At 56.2% G+C, this 18,138-nt stretch carries 15 protein-coding genes and 1 pseudogene; 4 read left to right on the top strand and 12 right to left on the bottom strand.

Annotation, left to right across the window (positions count from 1 at the left end; genetic code table 11):
* Positions 1 to 361, top strand: a 361-nt coding sequence (locus tag DBR47_RS24670; RefSeq protein WP_197046893.1) for a hypothetical protein, incomplete at its 5' end; no start/stop codon positions are given.
* A 488-nt stretch (positions 362 to 849) separates the two neighbouring features.
* The gene (locus DBR47_RS06215; RefSeq protein WP_124448078.1) at positions 850 to 1,833 is read left to right on the top strand and encodes a DNA cytosine methyltransferase; all 984 of its coding nucleotides are present in this window, start codon (positions 850 to 852) and stop codon (positions 1,831 to 1,833) included.
* Here the strand turns inward: DBR47_RS06215 and DBR47_RS06220 are convergent.
* The 5 genes from DBR47_RS06220 to DBR47_RS06235 form a co-directional block, all read right to left on the bottom strand.
* Complete coding sequence (locus tag DBR47_RS06220) at positions 1,830 to 2,999, bottom strand: restriction endonuclease (RefSeq protein ID WP_124448080.1); 1,170 nt, start codon at positions 2,997 to 2,999, stop codon at positions 1,830 to 1,832. The two genes, DBR47_RS06215 and DBR47_RS06220, sit on opposite strands and share 4 nt — an antisense overlap.
* Positions 2,996 to 3,154, bottom strand: a complete 159-nt coding sequence (locus tag DBR47_RS25445; RefSeq protein WP_370454882.1) for a DUF559 domain-containing protein — start codon at positions 3,152 to 3,154, stop codon at positions 2,996 to 2,998. The genes DBR47_RS06220 and DBR47_RS25445 overlap by 4 nt, the downstream gene beginning before the upstream one ends.
* Complete coding sequence (locus tag DBR47_RS25450; protein ID WP_370454874.1) at positions 3,091 to 3,405, bottom strand: hypothetical protein; 315 nt, start codon at positions 3,403 to 3,405, stop codon at positions 3,091 to 3,093. Before DBR47_RS25450 ends, DBR47_RS25445 begins: the two co-directional genes overlap by 64 nt.
* Positions 3,406 to 3,412: 7 nt before the next feature.
* A complete protein-coding gene (locus DBR47_RS06230; protein WP_124448082.1) occupies positions 3,413 to 4,723 on the bottom strand; it encodes a hypothetical protein in 1,311 nt (436 codons plus the stop codon).
* A 100-nt stretch (positions 4,724 to 4,823) separates the two neighbouring features.
* Positions 4,824 to 6,992 carry an ATP-binding protein gene (locus DBR47_RS06235; protein ID WP_124448085.1) on the bottom strand — a complete coding sequence of 723 codons (2,169 nt, stop codon included), beginning with the start codon at positions 6,990 to 6,992 and terminating at the stop codon, positions 4,824 to 4,826.
* 1,098 nt (positions 6,993 to 8,090) lie between these two features.
* Here DBR47_RS06235 and DBR47_RS06240 point away from each other — a divergent pair.
* Positions 8,091 to 10,055 (top strand): AAA family ATPase, encoded by a 1,965-nt coding sequence (locus DBR47_RS06240; protein ID WP_124448087.1) that lies wholly within the window; start codon positions 8,091 to 8,093, stop codon positions 10,053 to 10,055.
* Between the two features lie 603 nt (positions 10,056 to 10,658).
* Here DBR47_RS06240 and DBR47_RS06245 read toward each other — a convergent pair.
* The 4 genes and pseudogenes from DBR47_RS06245 to DBR47_RS25455 form a co-directional block, all read right to left on the bottom strand.
* Positions 10,659 to 11,785, bottom strand: a pseudogene (locus DBR47_RS06245) (IS3 family transposase).
* A 76-nt stretch (positions 11,786 to 11,861) separates the two neighbouring features.
* Positions 11,862 to 12,956, bottom strand: a complete 1,095-nt coding sequence (locus DBR47_RS06250) for a FecR domain-containing protein (protein ID WP_370454875.1) — start codon at positions 12,954 to 12,956, stop codon at positions 11,862 to 11,864.
* 2 nt (positions 12,957 to 12,958) lie between these two features.
* A complete protein-coding gene (locus DBR47_RS06255) occupies positions 12,959 to 13,441 on the bottom strand; it encodes an RNA polymerase sigma factor (RefSeq protein ID WP_124448089.1) in 483 nt (160 codons plus the stop codon).
* A 14-nt stretch (positions 13,442 to 13,455) separates the two neighbouring features.
* The gene (locus tag DBR47_RS25455) at positions 13,456 to 14,085 is read right to left on the bottom strand and encodes a transposase (protein ID WP_124448091.1); all 630 of its coding nucleotides are present in this window, start codon (positions 14,083 to 14,085) and stop codon (positions 13,456 to 13,458) included.
* Positions 14,086 to 14,198: 113 nt separating this feature from the next.
* Between DBR47_RS25455 and DBR47_RS06265 the strand changes: the two genes are divergently transcribed.
* Positions 14,199 to 14,522: a helix-turn-helix domain-containing protein gene (locus DBR47_RS06265; protein WP_124448093.1), complete on the top strand. Its 324-nt coding sequence runs from the start codon at positions 14,199 to 14,201 to the stop codon at positions 14,520 to 14,522.
* 511 nt (positions 14,523 to 15,033) lie between these two features.
* On the opposite strand, the gene DBR47_RS06270 is transcribed toward DBR47_RS06265, so the two are convergent.
* The 3 genes from DBR47_RS06270 to DBR47_RS06280 all read right to left on the bottom strand — a co-directional run bounded on the left by DBR47_RS06270 (position 15,034) and on the right by DBR47_RS06280 (position 17,482).
* Positions 15,034 to 15,477, bottom strand: coding sequence for a hypothetical protein (locus DBR47_RS06270; protein ID WP_148090414.1), 444 nt, complete (start codon positions 15,475 to 15,477; stop codon positions 15,034 to 15,036).
* Positions 15,478 to 15,593: 116 nt separating this feature from the next.
* Positions 15,594 to 16,124 carry a zinc ribbon domain-containing protein gene (locus DBR47_RS06275; protein WP_124448097.1) on the bottom strand — a complete coding sequence of 177 codons (531 nt, stop codon included), beginning with the start codon at positions 16,122 to 16,124 and terminating at the stop codon, positions 15,594 to 15,596.
* 365 nt (positions 16,125 to 16,489) lie between these two features.
* On the bottom strand, positions 16,490 to 17,482 hold the full coding sequence (locus tag DBR47_RS06280) for a relaxase/mobilization nuclease domain-containing protein (protein WP_124448099.1): 993 nt from the start codon (positions 17,480 to 17,482) through the stop codon (positions 16,490 to 16,492).
* Positions 17,483 to 18,138 lie beyond the last annotated feature (656 nt).

Genomic DNA, 18,138 nt, shown 5'->3' on the forward strand with positions numbered 1-18,138 from the left:
GGAATTCGGGGGGATTACCCCTGGACGGTATGACTTTGATTGGCTGGCGGACAAAGTGTTGCCGAAGACACGCGCGGAGATCCGTGATATTCGCGCCGAGCGCTCAAAGCGAACTAGCCCGTCGAGCGACCATCAGGGCAACCAGAACAAGGGCAGCATCTACCACTGGTGGGCGCTTGTTTATTGTGACCGGATACGCATCGCTGAATTCCAGTGGTTTGGTGGCTTCCCTGAGGGGCATCGAGATACGTTTCTGTTCTTGATGGCTGTAGCCCTAAGTTGGTTCACGCGTAGTGAAGCACTGCGCGATGAAGTCGCGGCCTGCGCGCGGCGGTTCACTCCGTCACTGACGGAGGCTTAGGCTCTAAGCTGCACTTCGGTCGTATTGGGGCGAGCGGTGGACGCAGCGGAGGGACGCCAAGTCTTCCAGGGGACCGAGCGAGATCCTCGCTACTAGTTTCAGCGTGAGACGTTGGATCAGCGGCTCGCGCCGCTGATCTCATCCGACCATCTGCCTGATCTACGCGCGTTGATTCCGGGCGAGTTGAGACTGAACCGAAAGGCTGGATACGACCGCGCGCGCGATCGCGTCAAGGAGGGGCGGTTCGCGAAGCGCCATTGCGGCGCGGATACCAAGGAGCATGCAGTGCAGCTTGTAGTTCGGGGCGACAAATCGGCCAGGTCGCGACCCGCTTCGATATTAGCTAACGTACGATCCGGAACTGGTTGAAGGCGGCAGGAAAAATCGCCTGCCTTAAAAAGTGGGCGAAGCCCTAGCGACTCCTATCCGACGCCTGCACCTGGTACGATCAACGCTTGTTTAAAGTAAGCTCAAGCTGGAATTTTTGAATGCCGACATTTGTGGATCTCTTCTGCGGCGCGGGTTTCGGTGCGCGCGGTGCAGTTCGAGGGGGCGGTATTCCTCTGCTCGGATTGGACGCATGGGACTTGGCAACCAAGACCTACAAAGCGAACTTTCCGCAGGCTGAGATCATCACCAAGAAAATCGAGGATGTTTCGCCTGCGGAGCTCGGGGCGAAGTACCAACCGGACGTTCTCTTGACGTCTCCCGAGTGCACATCTCATTCGATAGCTCGTGGTGCCAAGCCAGGCTTGGAGAAAAGCCGTGAAACAGCGATCGGCATTGTTCCCTGGGTTGAGGCGATGGAGCCGCGCTGGGTCATTGTGGAGAACGTCAACCGGATGAAGAAGTGGGATCGCCATGACGAACTAGTCCAAACCATTGAGGGTCTTGGCTACGCAGTTAGCGATCTGCTGCTCAACTCGGCTGACTTTGGCTCAGCTCAGGCGCGCAAACGCATGTTCCTTGTGTGCGATAAACAGGGCACAAAAGTCAGCCGCGAAGAGCTTCTCCGAATGATGAACGCACCGAGAAAAGCAGCTCGCGACATCGTCAACTGGAAGGCGAACTATCCGGTTTCCCAGCTGAGAAAGCCCGGCCGGGCCAAAGCGACATTGGAAAGAGCTGAACGCGCCATCACCGAGCTGGGCCAAGGCGTGCCGTTCTTGATGGTCTACTACGGCTCGGACTATGCCGGCGGCTGGCAGACCTTGGATGCACCACTTCGAACAGTGACCACGGTTGACCGATTTGGCTTGGTGACGTGGAAAGAAGGCACCCCCTACATGCGCATGCTTCAGCCGGACGAGCTGCTGCTTGCGATGGGGGGGGCAACTGAGCACGTCTTGCCTCATGGAACCCGGCGGGAGAAGGTTAAGCTCTGTGGTAACGGTGTGTGCTCGGACGTCATGACAGCGATCTTCCAGTGGATTTCGGCGAACCAGGGCGCAGCAGAAGGCCGCATGATTTAACCGCTCCGAGTGATCCCGTCCAGCCACGCAGCGACCTGAGCTGGCGCCCGAAGTTCAGCCGCATGCAGCAGCCCAACAATGTCTTGCGCTGCCACCAGGATCACAGGGTGCCCATCGTCCGTAACTTCCTGGTACGCCTGCCGGTCTACATACGAAGTTGTCACCAGAATCCCGAATTCGCGGTGCTTGATTCGGCTGATCAGACGAGAAACCTCTCTCACTCCTACTGCGTTGTTGGAGCCGTAGCACTTCGCCTCTAGAGCAAAGTCAACCTCGATCGAAGCTGGACCTCGTCCAATGCGTAGGCATCCAATGCCGTCCCGACCTCCATCGCGCCATGGCCGGGTCAAATCGAGGCGTGAAACATCGGGAAGCAGGAGGCGGGTAAGCGCACCTGCACAGGCCTCGAAACCGTATGGATTTGCCTTGTAGCGCTGGCGTATCACTTCGATAAGCGCCTCGTCCGCAGGGGTTGTGGGTTGCTGCTCCAGCTTTGTCCTGATCAACACAGAACGCGGGGCCATAAGCGGCCGCACGCCACCAGACGCCATCCATGCCTTCCAGGCGCCGGGTGCGGCTGCTGCCGATGCATCACCGCGCCCCGCGGCATGGATCCAAGAGCGCGCAATCACTGCCTCATCAAGAATCGTGAACACCGCCTTGTAATTCTGGAATCGCTGTCCCTCGCTCGTCTTCCACAACGCCACAAGATCCTCAGTCGCAGCCAATGCCGGACTGCCAGGCACCGCAAGTCCTCTGAACCGAAAGGTCCGGCCCGAAGCCTCCGTAGTAAAAACAAGAATTGGCGGCACCAGATGGCGTTGCCCCAAATGCGACCAGTCGAAGATCTGACGCAACAGCTGGTTCCCGAACCGGGGTGTGTCATGCAGTAGGCGCCCCGGGTGGCGGTTGTCACCGTAGTAGGTGAATGTCCCTGTGGTCTCATCCAACTGATCAGGCCACTCCGGCTCAGCCAAGTTTGAGGTCAGAACAAGCAGCGTTGGGCGCTCCTTGCTGCCCCGGTACCGGAAGCCGCCTTGCCTACTCACTCCGGCCAAAGGAACCAAAGGATCAGCGATACCGCCGCGTTCAGTCTTGTAGCCGGCATAGACGGCGTCAACTATCAAGTCAACTTCGCTCAGTTGCTCGCCGCTGAAGAAGGTCATGCCATTGAATCCGTTCCGGCGCACACCATGTTCGCAACGCGGCGCGCGCAGCTTTCGAGTGACGCCTCTATCTCATGCTCCCAGAATCTCATCACACGCCACCCATTCGCTTCCAGCAATCGAGTGCTTTCCACATTTCGTTCTCGATTGCGCAGAAGTTTCTGTGCCCAGAAATCGCGGTTGTTCTTGGCCATCGTCGAATGCTGCGGGCAGAGCCGTGCCAGAAGCAACCGTCCACAAACACAGCCAACCTAGCCCTAACCAAGACAACATCCGGGCGTGTCCGCCTGATACAGAAGTGTAGCGCCCACATACTCCGGCGAAGGCCAAACTCCGGCCCGGTATCGCGCCCCTTGATCCGCGACATCATCCGGCGACGTTGATCGGAAGTGGCAAGTCGTTCCATATCGCAGTCAGAAGAATGCGACCTTCCCAGGGCGCCGCATATGCGTGGAGTAGTGGTGAGCAAGCTCCGACAAAACCTCTTGACGCATCCTAGAAACCACAGCCCCCTCTACAGTTCCTCTATATGGCCTCGCCAAGAATATTCGGCAGGAAATCATAAGCCGCCCCGACACACCTCCCAACGTGATCTCCGGCGTTATATAGATCGAATCATTTGCACCCGACCCGTTTTGATAAAACGGCTTCGGCTCATCAGTCGGGACAAACAAAGACAAGAGAAATCGATGAGACCTCGTTTTATCCTGCGCGTAGTCACAATCAGCACTCAGCTCCGTAACATAAACATTGCCGGGATTCAACTTACCCTTGCTGATTTCTTTTTCTTGCGGCGTCTTCTTTGAATAACCATGCGCGAATTCAATACATAGTGCCTCACGCCAATCACCCATCTGATCAGCAAGTCCAATCTCATCAACTAGGCCGCCTTGAGCCTTCTCCAGAAATCCGTTATCCAAAAGAATAACTGCCCCGCGCTCAGACGCCCTCAAATTCGACTGTTCGGAATGAATGAAGAAGTCATTGAGAAGGCTGGTCAGCTTTGGCTTTCCTGCTGCTTCCTTGGGCAGAGAAACCTTCTCTTTACTCGTCAGCTCAAGAAAACTATCCAGCGCCCCTTTCGCTGCCTCCTTGTTCAACCAATCCTGGGCAATTGGCGTCAATGCCAAGTAAACCCCTTTCGTCGGCGCATTGGGTGCATGCGGACGGCCAAGTGTCTCTTGTGCCATCCTTTTCATGGTGTCCTTGACAGCAGCCCCATTTGTGAATGGAATGCCGCCGATATCCAGCTTTCGAATCAGCTCATTGCTCGTGGCTGATGCTGCACGCGAGGCGCATGACTCCCACAACATGAATGATCGTAGCTGTGGGAAATCAGTGAATATCTTTTCGATATCAGCCTTCACCTTCTCCTTTGCCTCTGAAGAGATATTTTCATCTTCATCGGAAATATTCTTGACCTCAGTCTTATCGAGAACACGATAGTCGAATGGAATCAGATCCTCTGAATTGGCTGCCTTCAATCTGGAAACCAGAAGCTGCCAGGCGTTCTCAGCCTCTTCTGGGTACGCCGACCAGAACACAATTAAATATTTCGATGGATTGATCAGCTGGCGGATAAACGCGACCAGCGCCGCAATATATTGCTCAGGCTTGCTTTGCAATGATCCAAGCAGATGCAGATCTGTAAACAGTATTCGGACTCCGTCATGCTTGTGCGCAGGTTGCCGCTCAAGCTTCCCATTTGCCACCCAGTGGGACATTATTGGCAATCCGCAGACACCTAAGCCATGGGATATCTCCCACAACTCCTCCTTTACGTCGTCGAGAACAATTATTGGACACGAATGTTCAAACACTTCTTCACTCCCCACCCTTGAAATTCATTACCACTGCAGCGCCATCAAATGCTTTAGGTATGTCGATGAGATCACGCGCGTCGCCCATTGAAGGGATTTGCAGACTCCCACCAATATTTTCCATCACCAATTTGCAGTAGTACAGCCCCAAGCCCATCCCGCCTACGCGCTTGGTTATAAAGGGTTGTATAGCGTCTGCCTCGCTTACCGCGAAGCCGGTTCCATTGTCGGCGATTACTACGGACCCACCATCTTCGCTTGACCACACGCTCTTAATTATCAAAGCCGGCTTGCGGCCGGAAACTTTGTCGCGCTGGTATCGATATTCAGTCCAGTAAATGGCGTTATCGACGATATTATTCAATGCACTCAAGACGAGGTGCTGGGGAGCCTTTATAAAAAAATCAGGACTCTCACCGGTAACGATCGGTGCGGAAACCGTGATACCGTGAAACTGGAAGCGAACCTCGTTCAGTTCGAGGACCTGCTTCACCAATTCACGCATGGACAATTTTCTTGCTTTCCCCTGACGCAAAAGCACTGAAATGGAGTCCAGCATCTTTCTAAGGTCACCCAACCCATTCCGCAGTCGCTCCGGCGGAGCCCCTTTCTCCGCCAATGACGTAAGTGTGCGAATTGAGCGGTCAATCTCATGAAAAACCAAGGCCAAACCCATCCCGGCCATACCTGCGTTAAGCATCACAGACCTAACTTGGTCAACTTCCTTTTCGATGGCCTTCACGAACGGCGTAAGCGTCTTTGACAGTTCCTTATCCTTGTTGCAAACCTCTTTCAGGCCATCAATCGCGTCTTTCAATTTGATAGTGGAGCCTATTTGGCTGCCATCGTCTCTAAGGGCCGCGTCAATTGCCTTGCGGTCGGGCTCATGAAGCTTCTCAAAGTGCTGGACGACGCTTAGCGCTAGCAAACGAAATCTGGAGAAGGTTTCGTCTTCGTTGAATCCTTCGCGATTCGTTTTTTCCTGAAGTGCCGCGCTGTCTGCTAGGTCAAGCTCGATCGCTGCGACAAGTTGACTCGTGCCTATCCGTTCGGCGGGCCTATTGATTCGGCGTGCATTCAGACCGAGCCAGTCGTCCTCTGGCTCACCGTAGTTGTAGACGCGAATTCCATCTCGGAAGACGCGAATGCCCGCTTGGTCTTTAAGCCATTGCTTAGTCTGGCGAATGTCTCCGCCCATTAGGCGCAACAGTTCATCCCGGCGGTAGAAAACATGAAATCTGCCTTTAATAGTGCCAATGCCGGCAAGAGCAGTCTCAGGATTGATGAAGATTGAAGCCTCGTCAGCCTTCTCGGCTTTCGCCTTCGCCTCCCGGTACGCCTCGTCCGACCATTCGAGCATTCCCGGCGATGAAGACTTTTCTTTCCTTTCGTGCAAGTTCTTCAACTTTGGGGGACCGAAACTGTATTTCCAGGTAAATCCCTCATTTGATAGCTCAAATTCGTATACCCAAATCGAACGCCGCAGCAGTTCCTTCAAATCTGGAACGTCGTCAATGTCCCCTTCCCGTCCAGGTACGGACAGTGAAACATGGAAAGAATCATTAGTGTGAAACGGGCTTTCTAAGGATACGACCAATCGCTTGAGGTCGCGAAGATCTTTGCGCGCCCATTCCTTACGCGCCAAGCCAGATATCTCAATGATTGTTCCATGCTGCTGGCCAGGAAAGTCAACAGCTTTGTCCCGCTTCGTCAGCCGAACCTTCAGTCCGCCATCGACGTAGTCCGATGAGCCGATCAACTCGCCCCAATCCAGCTCAACCACAATCTCTCGCGCTCCTTTTGTACGGGTGATCATGCGGAATTGCCCACCCAGCTTTTGTACAGCCAAGCGCCCCACGCCCTTCTCGCCCAGCGGCAAGCGTCCAAACCTAGCACTTCGTACTCGATTCGGCCCTCGCTTGGAGTCGGTGCCTATGTCGAGCCACCGATTCTTGATGGTGTCAGGACTCATCCCGCAGCCATCGTCCCGAACGGTGATCTTTTTTGCTCGAAGGTCAACCACAACCTGGACATCTTCGGCATCAGCGTCATACGCATTCTTGACGAGTTCAAAGATGGCCAGCCTGTCATGCCCCACGAGTTGATCGCCCAGCAACCGGAGGATATGGCTGCGGACGCGGACAGGAATGCTTTCCGTTATGTTGTTTGACACAGCTTGTCCAAAGTAAGAATCCAATATCGAATCACTATATCGGCGGCCGAACGCCGAGTTCTCGGCTAAAACCCTGTCGATGGGGCTCGGTCAAGAACTCGCGGCACGAAATCTAGCCAAACTCCAAGACTTGGCCGTTTTAAACCAGATGGTCGACATCAAATGCTCTGAAGGCCCCCATATCTTGGACCCGCGCACCAGTTCGTAGCCATCTCAAAGCATTGAAGAATTGGCCATGACCGAGTACCAGCGCCGTAGCTTCAGCGGTCGAGAGAAGTGCGGCAGCCGCACTTGCGCTAGCGCGAGGATCACCCGGTCCATGAACTGAGCAAACGACTCAGCACCGCCCACTCTTTGTACCAAGTGTCCGCTTTACGCCAATAGGCATCCACTCACCCCCGACGTTCGCTGACCGTTGTGCCTGCGCAGCGTCCCGGCGCCAAGTACGTGAACTCCTGAATCGGCCAAAGCTCAGCGGGATCGTCCGCGAACTTGGCGATCGCCGGAGCGCCGAACTGCTTTGCCCGCGCTTGACTGGCTTGGCATTCGGGTGTCGTCCCCACTTCAAATCCCAGCTCATTGTTCTCGGCCTCCCTGTTCACGAATCCGTGCTCCATTTTGAATGTCTTGGTTGACAGGTGTCGATGACGTTGCTGTGATGAGATCGTCTCCGATATTCGTCAAAGATCTCGGTCTTCGGCTGGAGGCCGAAGACCGAGGGCCGGGGCGATGCGATCTTAACGTCGCACTGGCGCTGAATGCACCGGCCTCGTCACCCCTCACGGCTAGAGCCGTGTCCCCTGTCAGGCTAGCGCCCGTTTTCGCGCCCCTGCCGGGCTTCGACGGGCGCGGGGCGATGCCCCCCCGGCGTTCAGCTCGATCAGCAGGGGCCGGTGCGGCAGAAGGCGCTGCGGCCTGAACGGCCTTGCGCCGATTGCTTGCTCAACCTCATGCTGATCTTCGCCTGCTGATACTTGTACCACCGGAAACCGCCGACTTTGCATCCATAGCCGATCGCGCCATGGCCTGGGCGCGAGGAGTGCGGTGGTTGGCGCATCGTATGCTGTGCCATCACACGTGCCAGAGTCTGAGGAAAAAATGGATAGAGAGCAGATCGCAGACAGTGCAAGCACTTTTATTCGGACCATCAACTTCGGTCAACAGCAGCTCATTGGTCCCAATGGCGAAAAGCAGGTGGACAACTCCAAGTTGAAGGACATTGATGTTGCTCTGCCTGCCGAAAATGGCGGGAGTTCGTTGACTGTCATATGTGGCCGAAATAGGACTGGGAAGTCGCATTTCCTCCACCACACATATCAGGCTTTGCGCGCCCACAACGCCAATTTGAAAGCGCCGAATTACGACGCTGGCCTCGGTACGGCATCAGCTAACGTGTGGGTCCGACCGGTCGACGCAACGATGCCGTTTGCTGGCCATGTTCTGCTTGCCAATCTGTCTTCATTCGCCAACAAATTCGCGACGCTCTCTCTCAAGCGCGGGAGAGTCAGCGGTGATGGCGACGAGCGGCGTATATCGTCCGTGCGCTCATCGTTTGTGCGCGATCAACTTTTGTCTGCGCCTTCTTTCGCACAGGCAGTAGGAAGACCTATCGTCGAGGAAGACCTAAAAGACGAGCACTTTGAAAAGCTGTGTCGAAATTTCGATCCAAATAAACTTTACTGCGTGAATACCAGCTCGACCCCGCCCCTTAAATCCTTTGAGCAGATGTGTGGTGGCAAGCTTTTCTTTCGATTCAATGTTGGCCGGGGCTTCGAACCGGTGCTGTATTACTCACGTAATGAAGCGACGACATTTGGATCGGACGGGAGCGGCTGGAGTCGGGGGCAAAAGGTGGCCTTTGTCTTGTGTCTAATTCTTTATTATTTGAAGCCTCGAATATTGCTCATTGATGAATTGGAGAATCACCTACACCCTGAATTCATCTCAGGCCTATGCGAGTTAATTAGGAAATATGCTGGCCAGAGTATCGTAACCACTCATCATCCGCACCTGATTTTCTCGACGCATGCGGACCGGGTATGGTTCTTTGAATTAGAATTAGTTAAGGAACGACCCAGCCTAATTGAAGTCATGCCACAGAAACGCTCGGACGATCGCCCGCATCCCAAACGAAGAATTAGCGATCTAAGCACTGATTTTCAACGAATTTCTGCCGCATATAAGCTCTTTGACGCTTTAGACAAGCAGTTGCTAAATATTGGGCTTTCCGCGCGTTCGGAGTTGGCATTTAATCTACTTGAATCCATAAATGGTGGCCTAACTTTGAAGGTCGCCGCTGCTGGGAGCGGGGATCGGGCAGATGGGCAGACGAACGCCCTTGCCGAGGAACTGCATGAAATCGTTCGAAGGAAGGGGACAAACGAACTACGTGTTCTCGACTACGGAGCTGGATCGGGTCGTACGTTCTGGGAGCTTGCGAAAGTCAAGAAATTGAACTTGGAGAGTGCGCAGTGGACTTTTTATGAGCCCAATGCCAAACAAGCGGAACTTCTCAATACTCAACTAATGGATAGAGTTAATCAGAAGCAAGTCACTTTAACAACTGACATAAAAAGCGCCGAACCTCCATTTGATGTCGTGCTGGCAGTTAATCTGCTTCACGAATGCACGCCGAGAGATATCTATAAGTTCTTCCAGGACTGCCGCGAACTCGTGGCTCAAGACGGAAAGGTCGTCATTGCAGAGCTCTATCCTTTGCTTGAGCCTGAGCGTTTTGGTATCGGTTACTCAAGTGCCGACTTGATCGAGGTTGCTTCTGCCTGTGGTTTCTCGGTCTATAGTAATAACATTCCAATGCGCGGAGGAGCCCTGACGGCATATGTCGTTATCGGGCGCCCTGCAAATGCAGTGAGCGAAGAAGCTGCGGTACATACCATCTGTTCAGTCGTGTGGGCGGGCATCAAGCGACGTCATCTGATCGAATACGGGGAAACAGTCGAGAGTCGGCGTGTGCGTGATGCAGTTAAATTGGCGTCACAACTACATGCTATTGCCAGCATGGAAGCGTACGCGCAGGGTAGTTGGCGCGACTTCAATGGCTGAAGGAATGCGACGGAAGCACAGAATATGCGTGAAGTCGTGATCAATTCAAACTGGACCGTCGCTGGTAACATTGTGTCGCCAGCCGCAGTGGTCCACGGTCAGATGCGGCCACGCCGCATTGTCGATGAAGTAGAGATTGGCGTGATGACGCTCGGGTTGAACGAGGACTGTGGAGCCTTGGTGCTTCACGGAGCGGATTGGAGTGAGGATTTTTTGAGGCGCTGCGCTTGCTCCTTTGTGGGGCACACCCATACCGCAGCATCGAGTTCCTGCGCCTTAAAGGCGCGTTCGATCTTTCCACTCCAACGCGAACCCCGTCCGGACGCACAGCAACGGCGTCAGGACGCTTCAAATCCTTGCCTAGAGCGCCCAGCTGGCCGCCATTCGTCCAGTTCGTCCAACTAGCCGCCAAAACCTGAAGCCGGGATTGTTGAATATCAAGGCTGTGCTGTAGCGTTGCCATAGCAATGCGACTCAGAGTATGCCTTGTTCGGTTGCTCAGTGAGCGGGTCGAACGCCATGGCTTGGCTGTGGGACGTGATGCCCCACATGACCTGCCCCCTACCGCCGTACCAGTCGCATGGCGGAAGTCCGGGTTGAAGGTTACTTGATCTCTTTGCTTGTAGCCGGTGGCGGATGGTTCTTTGTGCGATGGTTGCGGGCGAACTCGGCCGGAGGAATTCGTCCTAAGCTGCTGTGCGGCCGCACCTCGTTGTAGTCTTGGCGCTAGGCAGCAATCGCCGTACGTGCTTGCGCTAGCGTCTCGAACCAATGCTCGTTCAAGCATTCGTCGCGGAACTTGCCGTTGAAGCTCTCGATGTAGCCGTTCGGCATGGGCCGCCCGGGCTGGATCAAGATGTGCTGTACGCCGTGAGACTGCGCCCAAGCGATGAAGGCCCGGCAAGTGAACTCCGACCCGTTATCTGTTCGCACCGCCGCCGGATAGCCCCTGAACATTGCCGCCCGATCCAACAGCCGCGTCACGTACTGCCCTGAGATGCCGAAGTCCACGGCAATGTCCACGCACTCATGCGTGAAGTCGTCGGCCACGGTCAGGCTTTTGATGCGCCGGCCATTGGCCAAGCTGTCGGAAACAAAGTCCATGCTCCACACCTCATTGACTCGGATTGGCACGGTGAGCGGTACGCGCTCGCTGGCTGCCCGTCTGATCTTCTTGCGCTTGCGCACCGCGAGTTGCGCCTGGCTGTACAACCGATAGACGCGCTTGTGGTTGACGCCCGGAAACTCTGGGCGCAGCAGGTCGTGAATGCGGCGATAGCCGAAGCGCCGCCTCACCTGCGCGATCTCGACGATCTTGGCGCTGAGTTGTTGCGTGGCCTCATCGATCACGGGCGGGTTGCGATAGCTGTCTATGGAGAGCCCCACCAGGCGGCAAGCGCGGCGTTCGGACAGATGGTGCTGCGCAATCATCTGGGCCGCCGCTTCACGCCTAACCTGCGGGGCTAGGGCTTTACGCCGAAAACGTCCTTGAGCGCATGGATGTCAAGGTGCGCCTCGGCCAGCAGGCGCTTGAGCTCGGCGTTCTCGGATTCGAGTTCACGCAGTCTCTTGGCATCCGTGGCCTGCATGCCGCCGTACTTGGCGCGCCACTTGTAGAAGGTGGCGTCACTGAAGCCACCTTGGCGGCACAGTTCCTTGACCGGCATGCCAGCCTCTGCCTGCTTCAGGAATCCGATGATCTGTTCCTCGGTGAATCTGCTCTTCTTCATGTCCATCATTCTCCTGGTTGATGGACTTCACTACCTTTGCGCTGGTACGGCAGGAAGGGGGCAGGTCAAATTCAGCCTACTTTGGCCTAGCGAGGTCGAGTTGATCGGCATGCTCGTGAAGCGCCAGCCCATGCAACGCCGCCACCGCCCGCGCGAAGCTCGCGTTGTCCCCCGTCTGAAACAGGCCACTGACCCGCAACTCAGCAAGGCCGCCCGATTCGACCAATCGAATCGGCACCGCGCTGTAGCGATTCATCTCAGCCACGGCGTCAAGCAACGGAACATCGTCAAACAGCGCCTCGCCACGCCTCCAAGCCAACACCTGCTCCATGCGCGGCCGGTCGACTTGGGGAACAGCCAAGGCAAGCGAACTGCCCTGCTTGCCTGACTCCCCTGCCCCAGTCCGCGAATCAAGTCGCATTCGTTCTCCAGGCGCCATCACAAGTGGGCTCCGACGCGCAGCCCCCGCGTCACCTGATGAAGCACCACGGACCACCACCTGCCCTTCCACCAAGGTCACGGCGAGGGCTGCGGCTGCAGCAGGCGAATCACCTGGCGTCAGGCGCACGACAAAGGCCGTGCCGGTGGCCACGACCTCGGTGCCTGCCGCCTGAACAATGAAGGGTCGGCTCACATCCTTGGCGACCTCGAACAAGGCCTCCCCACCCTCCACGGAGACCGTGCGCTGCGCCCGCCCAAGCTCCACGCGAACCCGCGTGGCGGTGTTCAGCGACATGCGGGTGCCGTCTTCCAGCATCACCACCTGCTGCTCACCCACACCGGTCCGAAAGCTCTCTACATTTCGCCAGGGATGCAAGATCACCAAGCCCACAAGGAACGAGACAGACAAGGCCAAGGCCCAAGGCACAGGCCTCGAAGCCAGGTGCGCTTGGCGAGCCACTGAAGCACCCTCACCAGAAGCTGAGCGGGCATAGCTGCTCAGCGTCACGCCCGCCACTTCCTGCCAGATCTCGGTGCAGCGCTCAAAAGCAAGACGATGCGCCGCAGACCGCTCCTGCCAAGCCAGGCATTCGCGCTCCATGCGTACGGACCGATCAGGCCCATGCAGGCGAGCCACCCACACCGAGGCTTCAGCAGCAATCTCGGGTGTCACCGCCGGAGCAGCCACCTCACCAAGCCCCCTGCCCTCTTCTTCTCCTGAACCTCGCACGCCTACCAACCTTCCATCCAGCCTGTTACCTGCAGTGTCGCCTTGGCAATGTGCTTCTCTACCGTGCTGGTGCTCAAGCCATGGCGATCCGCAATCTCCCGATAGGTCAGGCCGTCAATGCGGTTGGCCAGGAAGATGTCGCGCGTCTTCTCGTTCAAGCGATTCAGGCACACGCTCATCCGCGCCATGCGCTCGCGAGCCAGCACCACAGCTTCAATGCCCGGCGCCGTATCCAAAAGCACCACCTCCTCCAGCAGCACCTCCTCGCCATGATTGACCCGCGCTCGGTGTGCATCAATCGACAAGTTCAGCGCCGTGCGCATCAAGAACGCCTCGGGCCGCTCCACCGGCACCGGCTGATCCAGCTCATAGCGGGCGAGGCGCACCCAGGCTTCTTGCACCAGATCATCAGCGTCATGGGTTGAGCGGCCTCGGCGCATCAAAGCGGCTCTGACGCGCGAGAAAGCTGCTTCCAAATTAATCATTTGGAATCTCCTTTTCACCAGCAATTGATCGGCGCTGGTACCCTGCAGCGGCGAGGTTCGACGTTGCATCGCCGGGACCTGATGCGACTAGCGCCGGAAAGACAGAGCGCCATTGACCCCAACTGGTTGTCCACTCGCTGAAGAACTTGACCAACAAAGAACAGCCATGACGGAGACACCAAAGAGCCACGCCTCTGGCCAACTATTCGAACCACCTCACCCTGAATTGCTTCCATTTCTTGAGCGGAAGTAGTGACAAGTCGCCGCGCAAACATTGAATACCCAATGTTCGAGCCGTCCTTTCGAACCAGTTCCAGCCTCGTTTCGACGACATGAGGGAAAGCCAACCGCGCGGCGCCAGCATCCGCATTAGCCACGAATCGAATCCGCTCAACACCGCGATCAGCTAGATCAACGAAGACTGCCCGCCAGTCGGGTGCCCCCATCGGCGAACACCTCCAAGCGCCCAGCAATTCCCGCTGACCATCGCTCAACGTGCCAAGAGCCCAAGTCAGAGGGCTACGGCTTTCCTCAACAAGAGCAGGCGCTTGAATCGGTAGTGCAGCAAAGTGGACCAACGCGTATCTGCAACAAAGCGGACGACTCAGCCACTCAGCATTTGCTCCACACAAAGTGTTTTCCATCACTCCCCCTTGCTGAAGTGAGAAGGCGCGCGTTGCTTGCGCTACCGCAACCTGTCAATGCTACGAAATTCGTAGTATCTGGATTGTACAAAAGCTACGACTCTCGTAGCAAGATGAAAGACGCGGAAAACAGTACAGCGGGGGTCTGGCAAAGGCGGCTGAAAGAGGCTCGCATTGCTCTCGGACTCAGCCAAAAGCAGCTAGGAATTGAGGCGGGCCTTGACGAGTTCGTGGCTTCGACCCGTATAAATCGCTACGAGCAGGGCGTTCACGCACCCGACTTCCAAATAGCGATGCGATTGGCTCAAGTGCTTGGCGTACCAGTCGCGTTCCTCTACTGCGACAGTGACGAAATGGCGCAGATGATCTTGACGTTCCATAAGGCGCCAGAGGCGGCGCGTCGACAGGCTATAGCTACCTTACAAAAAGCAACGTGAAGCCCCCGTCCGAGCACAGCCTGAGAGTCTTTCCTTGTGGTTATCTGACTGAATTGTCTCTTCGCAAAGCACGGGATACCCGTTGAGCAGAGCAAAGAACCAATTCGAACGCAGTACAAGGCTAACAGCCAGGTCCAAGCGTAGTTCAACAACTACCGCGACGGCCAACACCGGCCATCTAGCATTCCGTTGGACAACCGCCTGCAGCACCCCCTGACACGGCCGATCAGCTAAGTCGGGTTGGCCGAGAAACCCAGGCTGAGACCCACGACAGTTTTCACAAACTTCGAAACGACGCCGAAGTGCAGCAAGCGTCGACAGAGAACCTACTGGCACTGAAGCGCTCTGTGCCCTTCACAGAAACTCGCGCCCGAACGTTGCCAAGCGGCCAATTGCCCTAACGCTGCCACACCCTGCTCTCGTTGCACTGCCTGACTACAGTGTTTTGACGCCTGATCTCAGACGCCGTCTGGGGCTGACGGTAGAAGCGAATGGTTAGCTAGGCAGCACGTCAACCACCTGCGGCAAGCAGTAGCGCCAAAAGCGCAATATCTCGTCTTTCCTTCGCAGCAGTTCCAGCAGCTAACGCGCGGTCTTCCAAGCTAAATGTTGCATTTTCAGAGTCCTGTTTCATCGCATTCGCTGATGCCCTCTTTATTGCGAGTAAGTCCGAGACGGCCACTACTTGTAACAGGTATCCATCCAAAGTCGCTTGTTGCGAACGGGAAAGGCAATCATCAAACTCTGGGTCTCCTGCGACCGAAGTCAGGATGTCAACTTCGGGGAGCACTGGATCGCCAACACAGAACTTGAAGTTCGGCTGCTGCAACCGTTCAAGCGGCGGCCTGTTTGGGAACTCTTGAAGAAAGCTAGTCATAGCCTCCGTGTTGGTGCGGTCGCGAGCAATCCATAGGTCTAGATCGCGCGTTGGACGGTCAATGCCCATCAATCGCATGGCTTGCCCGCCCACTAGAAGGTAGCGGACTCCAAGCGCCAAAAACCGGCGTATGACCTCCCTTTGGAGTCGAGTCATTTCAGTCCGCTCTTGCTTCCGATGCATTTTTCGATGGCCTAAGGGGCTTGACGTTTCCTGTCCACTCCGGGGTCATCCTTGCCTGATAACGACGGCATCGGAACTGACGCTGCGTCTTGCAACTTATCCGGCTCGATGAGTATGGCATTCGGCACTTTTTCTGCATCGAGGAATTCGTCCGCACTCATAGTTGGCCTGTAAAACTTCCACGCCCCGAAACTGAAGCTTGAAACCATCAGAAGACCGACTGACATTAACAAGCCCAGTACGAAGCCGGCCCATACGTTCAGGCCGCGCTTCTTCCACACGTAAGCTAACAATGCACCTCCCGTAAGCAGGGGACCACTGAAAGATTGCGATAAAGGTCGCCCGTGGGAGGGCAATAAGTAGCCCATGACCGCACCGACGAAGCAGAACAGCAACAGCCAGAATGGCCAAGCTAACCATGCCTTCGGCCGAATTTCCTTAATTCCGGTGGCCGCAATGGCCGAGTTCAACTGCTTGCCACAATTCGAGCAGAACAGTGCACCTGAAAGCGTGTTTTTGACCCCGCAATACACACAGAACATTCACCTCTCCATCAGCCGGCCTCAAAGCCTAAAGGGTTATCTTGACTTACTCATCGTAAACGCTGAATCGCAGGCGAAGACGCCTTCCGATGCGACCAATCGATGAGCTTTATCGCCGGCTCACCGAATTTCTATGCTGATTGAGCGTCGACAGTTGACAGTAGTCGAAAGTGACCGACTGCACTCGAATCACCTCAGCCACCCAGAGATTGAAGTTCTAAGCACTCCGGCTATTGGCACGTTGGAGTCGTGCAAACCTCATCTGTAGTTGGCCACTCAGAGAGCCAATGTCAGACCTTGAAATCTCGATTGATCCTTGAATGGTTCATGCTCTTAGAAAATGTGGAAACGCTGCTCCACATCAGTCATCGCTCAATTCCCCGCTCACCCGCATGTCTCGACACCACTGGTTCAACAGCTCGTGCGGCTCGACCCGGCTCAACCTCTCGCCCAGGCTGCTGCGAGTGCTCCTTGGCAAACGCTGATTCATTTATGAAGCCAGCAATACGGAGCGCCAACTCCTGGTCTGCCGCCTGATCCGAGTTGAGGAGTGCTTGCGTGATTTGCTTCCAGGCCTCCAGAGCTCCGTTGCGACTTCGCTGGTAGGAATTGCCTGACTTCTGTGGCTGGTCGGTCATGCTCAAGCGACCTTCCTCACGAGCTTTGCGCTGCCACAGGTCCTCAGGGCGCCGTCCTTCACATCGCGTAGCCTGACGCGTCGCCTCCGCCTCAATTCCCCGACTACGCAGCCGCTCCGCAAAGGTCTCGCGCCAACGATGCAGATCGGCCTTGCGCGGATTCAATCGCTCACCGCTCATGGATTCGGCCCGCACACTCAAATGCACATGGGGGTTCGCCTGGTGCTCGTGCAGCACCATCACATAGCGGTGGTCACTCAACTCAATGCGGGCGAACTCCCTCGCAGCCTGAAGAACGCTTTGCGCGTCCGTTCCGCGCGGCATCGACAGCATCAGGTTGAAGGCCTCCCGCCGTGGGCTGCTTTCATCTATCAAGGAACCACCCAGGCGCCACTGCTCGGCCAGCTCCCGCAGTGCCTCCTTGCCTTGATGGATCACGCCTCGGTCGTCCTCGAACTCCAGCCTTCCGTCTTTGCTGATGTAACGAAAGTGCGCAGCGATTGCGCCCATACCTCGGCCACCTCCCGTGACCTTGACCATGACCTGAGGAGCGCGCTTGCTCACGGTCAATTCAATGCGGCGCCGAATCACTGCAGCATGCAGCTGTACTTTGGAGTTCAAGCGCGGAGTAGGCTCCGTCCTAACGATGCGAATGCCGGGATAGAACAGGCGATCTCCCCATTGCACTAATACCCCGTCGACTTTGGATGCTGAAGACATTGGCTCCCTCCTCGCATCAAAGATCTATCTCGACCGCTGGCAATGCTCGGACTCTGCGCATTGCGGCAATCAAAGGAGCCGCTATCGCAAGATGCCGGGCCACCAACTCAGACAGATTCTCGACATTGGCTTGGCACAAGGCCGACCCAGGGGAACTGGACTGCCTCAAAAGGCGCATCAGCGCTTGCATATCGCTGGACAAGGCGGAAAGGACTGCTGTGGACTGTGCCAACACGGCCCTGTTTTCTCGCTGATCAGGAGGAACAGGTGAAGGAGTCTGGCCATCAAGTAGTCGAGCGACATAGATCCCCTGCGACAACTCGGCCGCACGAGCTGAGCGCGCTAGCAGAGTGGCGTGTTGGGTGGGCATGCGCAGGGTGACTTTGGCGCAGCCTGCAGAGCTCAAGAGACGTCGCTCGGTTCGCACTGGACGCGAGACACCAGCGCTCGTTTCCGCTGACGCTTCCTTCTCAAGGCTCTTGGCCAGCAACGTTCTCACGACAGCGGCCACAGTCATTCGACGAGACCGAGCGAGTGCATTCAATGCCGGCTCGTGCTCCCTCAAATCAAGACTCAACCGAGCGCGCCGAGCGCTTTTGCGTGACGCTATGGCGTTGCGTTTTTCGAGCGGCGGATCGCAATCCATACCCGCCAAT

This window comes from Paucibacter sp. KBW04, from assembly GCF_003852425.1.
Taxonomy (GTDB): domain Bacteria; phylum Pseudomonadota; class Gammaproteobacteria; order Burkholderiales; family Burkholderiaceae_C; genus Paucibacter_A.